At 48.4% G+C, this 7,756-nt stretch carries 8 protein-coding genes, 1 tRNA gene and 1 other RNA gene; all 10 read right to left on the reverse strand.

The genetic code is table 11. The features are described from left to right. Nucleotides 1-59 precede the first annotated feature (59 nt). The 10 genes from OMP95_RS10170 to OMP95_RS10215 all read right to left on the reverse strand — a co-directional run bounded on the left by OMP95_RS10170 (nucleotide 60) and on the right by OMP95_RS10215 (nucleotide 7,508). A complete protein-coding gene (locus OMP95_RS10170) occupies nucleotides 60-1,247 on the reverse strand; it encodes an EAL and HDOD domain-containing protein (RefSeq protein WP_266328452.1) in 1,188 nt (395 codons plus the stop codon). 30 nt (nucleotides 1,248-1,277) lie between these two features. Further along, on the reverse strand, nucleotides 1,278-1,877 hold the full coding sequence (gene recR / locus OMP95_RS10175; protein ID WP_266328454.1) for a recombination mediator RecR: 600 nt from the start codon (nucleotides 1,875-1,877) through the stop codon (nucleotides 1,278-1,280). A 10-nt stretch (nucleotides 1,878-1,887) separates the two neighbouring features. Then, nucleotides 1,888-2,196 carry a YbaB/EbfC family nucleoid-associated protein gene (locus tag OMP95_RS10180; protein ID WP_266328456.1) on the reverse strand — a complete coding sequence of 103 codons (309 nt, stop codon included), beginning with the start codon at nucleotides 2,194-2,196 and terminating at the stop codon, nucleotides 1,888-1,890. A 15-nt stretch (nucleotides 2,197-2,211) separates the two neighbouring features. Continuing rightward, nucleotides 2,212-3,894, reverse strand: a complete 1,683-nt coding sequence (gene dnaX / locus OMP95_RS10185; protein ID WP_266328458.1) for a DNA polymerase III subunit gamma/tau — start codon at nucleotides 3,892-3,894, stop codon at nucleotides 2,212-2,214. Between the two features lie 41 nt (nucleotides 3,895-3,935). Beyond that, an RNA gene (gene ffs / locus OMP95_RS10190) (signal recognition particle sRNA small type) lies at nucleotides 3,936-4,032 on the reverse strand. A 784-nt stretch (nucleotides 4,033-4,816) separates the two neighbouring features. Further along, nucleotides 4,817-4,907, reverse strand: a tRNA-Ser gene (locus OMP95_RS10195). A gap of 21 nt (nucleotides 4,908-4,928) precedes the next feature. Beyond that, nucleotides 4,929-5,939 (reverse strand): type III pantothenate kinase, encoded by a 1,011-nt coding sequence (locus tag OMP95_RS10200; protein WP_266328460.1) that lies wholly within the window; start codon nucleotides 5,937-5,939, stop codon nucleotides 4,929-4,931. Then, a complete protein-coding gene (locus OMP95_RS10205; RefSeq protein WP_266328462.1) occupies nucleotides 5,936-6,772 on the reverse strand; it encodes a biotin--[acetyl-CoA-carboxylase] ligase in 837 nt (278 codons plus the stop codon). The genes OMP95_RS10200 and OMP95_RS10205 overlap by 4 nt, the downstream gene beginning before the upstream one ends. Nucleotides 6,773-6,856: 84 nt before the next feature. Continuing rightward, nucleotides 6,857-7,084 (reverse strand): flagellar basal body rod C-terminal domain-containing protein, encoded by a 228-nt coding sequence (locus OMP95_RS10210; protein ID WP_266328464.1) that lies wholly within the window; start codon nucleotides 7,082-7,084, stop codon nucleotides 6,857-6,859. A gap of 40 nt (nucleotides 7,085-7,124) precedes the next feature. Beyond that, the gene (locus OMP95_RS10215; RefSeq protein WP_266328466.1) at nucleotides 7,125-7,508 is read right to left on the reverse strand and encodes a DUF2069 domain-containing protein; all 384 of its coding nucleotides are present in this window, start codon (nucleotides 7,506-7,508) and stop codon (nucleotides 7,125-7,127) included. Nucleotides 7,509-7,756: the final 248 nt, after the last annotated feature.

Below are 7,756 nucleotides of genomic sequence, written 5' to 3' on the forward strand. Positions count from 1 at the left end.
GTTTAATCTTTGTATCAGTGGGTTGAGTTAATATTTTAGTTGTAAGTACCAGTTTTACCTTAATCATGTAACTGCAGGTTGAGTTCTTTAGCCCAGTTTATTGAATCCAGATAGGTTCTGACCAATACCTCTGACGGTAAAGGAGAACTCTCAAGGGCATTCCAGTTGCCACGTTCATAGTTTAGAACATCATGCAAAGCGCGTCCTGCTGCACCCTCTTGTTCAACCAATGCTTTGCTTAATTCTACTGATAAAGGCAGTTGGTCAACAATATCGGCCAGCGGTTTATCCATCAAAGCATCCAAGGTTGAGAACAGGCCGACTGCAAAGAAGGTTTCAGCCTGTCCTTTGTAATATTTGGCCAGCAGCTCACACATTCTGCCTCGAGTCATGGCGACACTGCGCAATTCATTGGGTTTGTTATCCATTCCTGACAAGCAAAGCAAACTGGCCCAGGTTTTTATTTTATTCAGGCCCAGCATCATCACGGCTTGTTTGCTATTGCTGACTTCTTTGGGCAGACCGAAAAAAGCGGAATTAATCAGCCGCAGCAATTTATAACTTAGTGCTACATCTTGATTAATGATCTCAGCGAGATATTCCGGTTCGGTATCGGGTTCTTGTAACTGGACCAGCAGTTCCATCAATGTCTGCACGGATGGCGAAACCTTTCGATTATCTTTGGCTTCAGGCAGGGTATAAAAAATGCCCTGCAACAGATCAAGATCCTGTTGCTTGCAGAAGCTGTATTGTGCCGCCGCATTAACATTGGTGGCACAGAGGATCTGGTGATTTTGCCGCCAGTGGGGTAGTTGCTGGCTGAGGCTTTGCAGGTTGAACTGCTCCAGATCAATTAGCAAAGTCTGTGTCTGACTGTCGGCAGAGGCGTTGTTGGCGTGACCGGCAAAGGTAAAAGCGTTGTTTGCCAGTTGTGGCGCTTCATCGCCGTTGATATCCAGTGTCAAAGACATGCCCAGACTTTGCTGCATGCCAAACAAGGCGTCCTGCCAGGATTCCGGAATAGTCAGCAAGGCTTTTTGTCGAAGACTGATAGCAGGCAAAATGGCGGGAAGTTGTTGCAGAAATGCCGGTACTTCGGCATCGTCCGCCAGTTTTTCGCCGTTTTTATCCAGAAAGGAAAGGTGATAACTGTCAACATCCAGACGATTGGTAATAAACAAAGGCTGACGATGAATCAGGCCGGAGAAGGTCTTCAGCAATTCAAAAGACGCTTGTTGTTCAACCATAGGCGGATGCTCTTTTAGCAGTCAGTTACCTCAAATCGATTCACGACCTGAGAAGGCATGGGATAGTGTACCACTGTCAACGAACTCCAGCTCACCTCCCAGCGGGATGCCATGAGCCAGGCGGGTGACATGAATCTGTCGGGCTCTGGCCAGCTCACTGATGTAGTGAGCAGTGGCTTCGCCTTCGACGGTTGGATTGGTTGCCAGAATCACTTCCTGAACGGTTTTCTGATCCAGCCATTCGATGAGTTTGGGTATGCCCAGTGCTTCAGGACCAATGCCGTCTAAGGGGGATAAGTGTCCGGACAATACAAAATACTGTCCCTGGTAGTGTGTAGCTTGTTCAATCGCCAGTACGTCGCTGGGCATTTCAACAATGCAGAGCTGGTCCTGCTGTCGACGGTCATCACTGCAACGACGGCAGAGGTCGCTTTCACAAAGAATGCGGCAGCGCTGACAATGCTGCACATTGTTTAACGCCTGAGTCAGCGCTTTTGCCAGATGTTGTCCGCCTTCACGGTTACGTTCAAGTAAGTGAAAAGTCATACGTTGTGCTGATTTCGGCCCGACACCGGGCAGACAACGCAGAGCATGGATCAATTCATCTATGCTGGGTCCGAGACTAGCCATGACTGTCCGATTAGAATGGCATTTTCATGCCGGGCGGCATCATGGAAGCCATGCGATCCTGTGTGGTTTTTTCAACCTGGCGGTTGGCATCATTGACTGCCGCCGCGATCAGGTCTTCCAGCATTTCTTTGTCATCTTCAAATAGTACATCTTCAATTTCAACGCGCTTCACATCATGCTTGCCGGTCATGGTGATTTTGACCATGCCGCCACCAGCCTGGCCAGTGACTTCAATATTAGCCAGTTCTTGCTGAGCTTTTTCCATGTTGGCCTGCATTTGCTGCGCCTGTTTCATCAGGTTGCCTAATCCACCTTTCATGGGAATTCCTCTTGTTTAATCTAAAGGTTTGATTGAATTTTCAATTATACGGGCATTGAAGGTATTTTTGATGGCTTCAACGCTGGGATCGTTGTTTATTGATTCAACAGCCTGCTGTTGTTTGATCGTCTGTTGTTCTGCCCGCTCAACAGCCAGTGTCTGACTGGACTGTTGATTTTCTCCGGGGGGTGTAAAATTGAGCTTGATATCCTGCCCCAGTTTTTTGACTAAAGCTGCCTGCAGACGTTCCTGTGATTTGGTTGTCGCCAAATGCTCCAGTTCCGGTGATAACGATAAATGTACGGTTTGTTGTTCGCAGCGTATAAAAGCGCTGTTCTCGGCCAGTTGCCGGGTCAGGGCAGATAGATTCAGTTCAGCAATGATCTGGGTCCAGTTGGCTGGTGACAGATCGACAGAGACAAAAGTGTCTATTTGCTGGTCGTTGGCAGCAAGTTTAACTTCATCCGTGGCGGGCTGCGGTATTTCTTGCCTTTTCACAGCCTGCACTACAGGAGACGGAGCAGATCTCACTACCTCAGGAACCGGTGGTGGAGTCACGACCGGCTTACGGGGTGATGGCGGCTTTTTTAGCGGTTTGTCCTCAAGCGGTGGCGCTGTGACGGGCTGAAAACTCAGCATTCTCAACAGCGTCATGTCAAAGCCGCTTTTCGGATCGGCAGCCCAGGACAGGTCACGTTTGCCGTGCAAGGCGATCTGATACAGCAGTTGCACGGTTTCCGGATTGAACTGAGCTGCGATTTCTGCAAGCTGCGGGGCAACCGAATCCATCGGTTCCATATCCGGCACCATTTGCAAGGTGGCGATCTGTTGTAAAGACGTCAGCAGCTTGTCGAAGACAGCGTAAAAATCACGTCCCAGTGCAGCCAGTTCGGCAGATTGTTGTAATAAGGCTTGAGCATCGTGTCTGAGTAATGCCTCCAGAATCTGCAACAATTGATCCTGACTGATACTGCCTAGCATCTGAAATACTACTTCACTACTGACTTCGCCGCCGGCAAAAGCAATAGCCTGATCCAGCAGACTGAGGGCATCACGCATACTGCCGTCTGCCGCACGGGCGAGTTGCAGCAAAGCTTCTGTTTCAAAGTTGATCTGTTCTTGTTGCAAAATGAAAGCGAGATATTCGCTGATCTGAGTCAAATCCAGTCTGCGCAGGTTGAACTGCAAACAGCGGGACAAAATTGTCACTGGCAATTTTTGCGGATCGGTGGTGGCAAACAGGAATTTGACGTGTGGCGGGGGCTCTTCCAAAGTTTTCAATAGCGCATTGAAACTGCTGGTAGAGAGCATATGCACTTCGTCAATCAGATATACCTTATAACGGCCGCGGCTAGGAGCGTACTGCACGTTATCCAGCAATTCCCGTGTGTCATCCACTTTGGTTCTGGAAGCCGCATCTACTTCGATTAAATCAACAAAGCGGCCATTATCGACTTCGTTGCAGCTCTGGCATTCTCCACAGGGGGTAGAGCTGATGCCTTGTTCACAGTTGAGGGATTTAGCCAGAATACGGGCCAGGGTCGTTTTACCGACGCCACGGGTACCGGAGAACAGAAAAGCATGATGCAAACGGTTTTGATCAAGACCATTGATCAATGCACGTAGCACATGTTGCTGCCCGACTACTTCCGCGAAGGATTTAGGTCGCCACTTGCGGGCAAGAACCAAATAACTCATACGGCTGTAAGACATCCGGTTAACAATACAGGGCGGTGAACCCACACCAGCCGAATCTCGGCACCCGAGTCCGAAGGCTCCGCTGCTCCCTTCCGGGCCTGACGGGGTGACCAACATATCGTCGCGAGGAGACCGGTGCAGGCCACCATAGAATACATAATTCTAAGCTTTTTTATGATCTAATGCCATCCAATTATCCAATCTGACATATCAGCGCTGATCAAATTACCCATATTCAGAAAGTTAGCCAGTTTTGTATTGTTCGTTCGGGATGCAGGGCATGAACAGTTCAAGCGTATTTGCGCAATGGTAATAAAAAAGGCAGACCCGGAAGGGCCTGCCCAGAACTGGCAAAAGGGGACTAATGCCAGTTTAAAATGATGCCGGTGTAGAGAATACTCAGCGATGAAAAACCAGAACCGGTAGTGTAATCGTTAAATGGATTATCGATACTTATTATAGACTTGCCCCGTTCTCTGACGGTAACGAAACTGTCAAGTCTATGATAAACAGCCCCATCAGAGATGAACTGCGTCGCCGTTATTACAATCAGTTATAGCGCTATATCCAATCACAGATAACGATGGGCGTAAAGTAAGTAGGGGCTATTTCAGCAATAACGTACTTTGATAGCGTTGGCGTTTACTGCTGAATCTTGCGATAAAGTGTGAATACGATGTGCCTGAAACTAGTGACATATCACGGCTATGCCGCTTCTTGTCGAACTGGATTAAAAGCGTTTTGATTGATAATGCGGAGGAGCGAGGGGATAGGCCGTGGCATCCTGTATTTTGTTTTACTGCATAAGATCGTTGCGCTCTAACTCACCTATCCAGACGATTGGTCGAACGAAAGTTCCAAACTAGAGCCTTATGCGCAGCAAAATTTAAATACCCGGCGTTTAGCCGGGGTAATTTAAATTTGGCGGAGAACGAGGGATTCGAACCCTCGATAGGCTATTAACCTATACACACTTTCCAGGCGTGCGCCTTCAACCACTCGGCCAGTTCTCCTTAAGGGAGCGAAAGATTACCTTAGATTGCCTTTTCTGGCAATGTTGGGTCTTGATTGTCTGCGGCCGCATTTTTCTGTGCCTGCTTTGATTTGCTGCGGCGACGCGGTTTCTTGTCTGTAGTAACGGTTGAATCGGCTATCTCTGCGGATTCATTTTTTTCCGGCGTTTGTTTAGGAGTATTGCTACGCCGCGGTTTTTTATCTGCAGTTACGGTTGTGTCAGCGGTACTCGCGGATTCGTCTTGTTGCTGCACCTGCTTGTCTTTATTGCTGTGGCGCGGCTTTTTATCATCCTGTCTGGCATAAAAAGCCAGTCCTTTGAGCACGATATCAGGGTAAAAAGTGACTTCATCCGATAGCAAAGGCAATAACTGTTCGGCGTCGCCACCGGTGATTATAAAGCGAATATGATCATCGAAATTATCTTTGAGATCGTTGATGATACGTTCCAAGGTAGCCGTTACACTGTATAAAGTGCCGGCCTGGATGGCGCTGAAAGTGTTGGTGGCGAGGGTTGCGAATTCCTGTTCATCTGTCTCTTCGGTCAAAGCGTTGGCATTGGCTGCCAATGAGCTTCGCATCAGTCCCAAGCCGGGTAAGATCATGCCACCTTTATGTACACCTGTTTTGGTGACTATATCAATAGTGATAGCGGTGCCGCAGTCAATAATACATTGCGCCTGGCGTGCGTGCTGACGGGCGGCAATCAAGGATAACCAACGGTCAATGCCTAGCTTCTCGGGATCTTCATAGGCATTGGTTACGCCGAAACGTTTCTTTTCGGTGCTGACAAATTTTGGTGTGAGCTGCCATTGTTTTTCTGTCCAGTCAGTCAGCTGTTCCGCCAGTTTGTCGCCTGCCACATTGGCCACGTAAACGGCACTGATATCAGTCAGTGCTTTCCATGCTTTGTTGAGCGAGGCTTTGATGCCGGTCTTGCTGCGTTGAAAGCTCTGCCCTTCAGCGATACCGTCCTTATCAACGCAAGTCCATTTCACACGGCTATTGCCGATATCAACCAGTAATTTCATGAGGCAAACCTGATACTGACATGACTGTTCGACAACAGGTGAAGCTGATTATCCCGCATATATCGTAGCTCCCCATGTTCGTTGATACCGCACGCCAGTGCCGATAAACGTTCATTGTCACTGAGCAGGGTGATGTGTTGCCCGTGCAAGGCATCGTATTGTGGCCATAAAGGTAGAAAATCGCTCAAACCGCGATGCTCAAACAGTTCTATTGTTTCGATCATATTTTGTATTATTTTCCCCGCCAGCCAGTTTCGACAGGGCAATGTATCGCACAGCTGTTCCAGACTGGTGGTTGGTTGTTGAATTTGATGTTGAGTGGACTGCGGAAGCTTAAAGTTAAGGCCGATGCCCACGACGATGTTCTGTTTAGTGTTAAAACGTGATTCTACAAGAATTCCGGCCAGTTTTTGTCGGTTAAATAGCACATCATTGGGCCATTTAAGCTGTAACCTGCTGATTCCCGCTTGTTTCAGCGTGTTTATCAGGCTGATACCAATCGCGATACTCAGCCCGTGCCGCGGCTTTTCGGCAGTGTGTTGCCAGAACAACGACAGGTAAAGATTACCTGACTCCGGGGAATGCCAGCGGTCTCCACGGCGTCCTCGTCCTGCAGTCTGTGTCTCTGCGAGACAGACTGCAGGGGTCGTTTTACCTTCTGCAAAACGCTGCCATAGCATATCACTTGTTGAGCTTACAGTCGGCATTATCAGGATCTCATCCAAACGTTCTAATGCCGGATTGCTAATAGTACTGCTGATAGCAGCCAGAGATAAAGGCGGAAAGGCGGAAGTGGTCAAATGTTTGTTTCTTGCAAAGATATACCGGAGCATAGTTTATCAGGGCACGGCCTGAAGTGTGAAATTGATAAGCAAGGGTGCGGAAGTGGGAGAGGGGGGAACAGAAGTGGCTGGTACTTAGACTTTGATATCCAGTATGGTGCCAAGCATGTCGCTGCTGGTCTGAATGACTTTGGCCGCAGCTTCAACCTGCTGCTTGCTGGCATTCATTTCAACCAGCGATGTGGTCAGATCCTGCAGAGATGCGGTATCTGCGCGGGCAATTTCTGCAGCGCTCCGGTTAACATCGTTGATGCCGCTTTGAAAACCGGCGATGCCTGATTGAAATGCTGAAATGCTGCTCATTTATTTTCTCCCAACGCTGAATTGAATTTTTAGCATAATATCATGTCTCTTTTTGTGATTTTTTCCTCATTTTTGCCTGTGTTTTGACAAAAATGATTGCTGAAACAAAACATAGACTACTGAAAATCAATGCCAGTAACGGATAGATGGAAAAAGATTCAGTGCTGTAGAGTTCGCCGACACTGTGACTGAAATAAAATAACATCAGGAAACTGGTCCAGGCATGCGTATAAGGCCGGGCATACAATAGGCCGCGCAGTGGGAATAACAGTGGGACAACGCCTATAATCAGCATCGCTGCTGTCGGATAAGCAGCGCTGTGCGGCGCAATCAGAATCCAGGCCAGCAGGGTCAGCATCAAGCCAAAAAAACCGACCAGCGTCATCTGTCTGAAAATCGTTACTAGGGTCTGTTGACGTCTCATCTTCACCACTGCTGGAGGCTGTTTTTGTGTCCAGCAAGGCGGAATGAGCGTGATGTAGTTGCCCTACATGAGTGAGTGACAACGCCGCTGGACGCAAAAACAGTCCCAGCCCTTCGGGTTGTGTCTGAAAAAGCGCCACTCGGCGTTGCTCGTCACTTATTTCGAATAACTAAACCGCGCTCCTCGCGCCTTGATTGACACTTTTTAAGACAACAACAGAGGTGAAGATGAGACGTCAACAGACCCTA

It is taken from the genome of Methylophaga sp. OBS4 (assembly GCF_026319305.1).
Lineage (GTDB): Bacteria > Pseudomonadota > Gammaproteobacteria > Nitrosococcales > Methylophagaceae > Methylophaga.

Bases quoted from the DNA above. Each gene is read 5' to 3' on its own strand.
- recR (WP_266328454.1), bottom strand. From the start codon at position 1,877: ATGGCTAGTCTCGGACCCAGCATAGATGAATTGATCCATGCTCTGCGT.
- dnaX (WP_266328458.1), bottom strand. From the start codon at position 3,894: ATGAGTTATTTGGTTCTTGCCCGCAAGTGGCGACCTAAATCCTTCGCG.
- OMP95_RS10180 (WP_266328456.1), bottom strand. From the start codon at position 2,196: ATGAAAGGTGGATTAGGCAACCTGATGAAACAGGCGCAGCAAATGCAG.
- OMP95_RS10200 (WP_266328460.1), bottom strand. From the start codon at position 5,939: ATGAAATTACTGGTTGATATCGGCAATAGCCGTGTGAAATGGACTTGC.
- OMP95_RS10170 (WP_266328452.1), bottom strand. From the start codon at position 1,247: ATGGTTGAACAACAAGCGTCTTTTGAATTGCTGAAGACCTTCTCCGGC.
- OMP95_RS10210 (WP_266328464.1), bottom strand. From the start codon at position 7,084: ATGAGCAGCATTTCAGCATTTCAATCAGGCATCGCCGGTTTTCAAAGC.
- OMP95_RS10205 (WP_266328462.1), bottom strand. From the start codon at position 6,772: ATGCTCCGGTATATCTTTGCAAGAAACAAACATTTGACCACTTCCGCC.
- OMP95_RS10215 (WP_266328466.1), bottom strand. From the start codon at position 7,508: ATGAGACGTCAACAGACCCTAGTAACGATTTTCAGACAGATGACGCTG.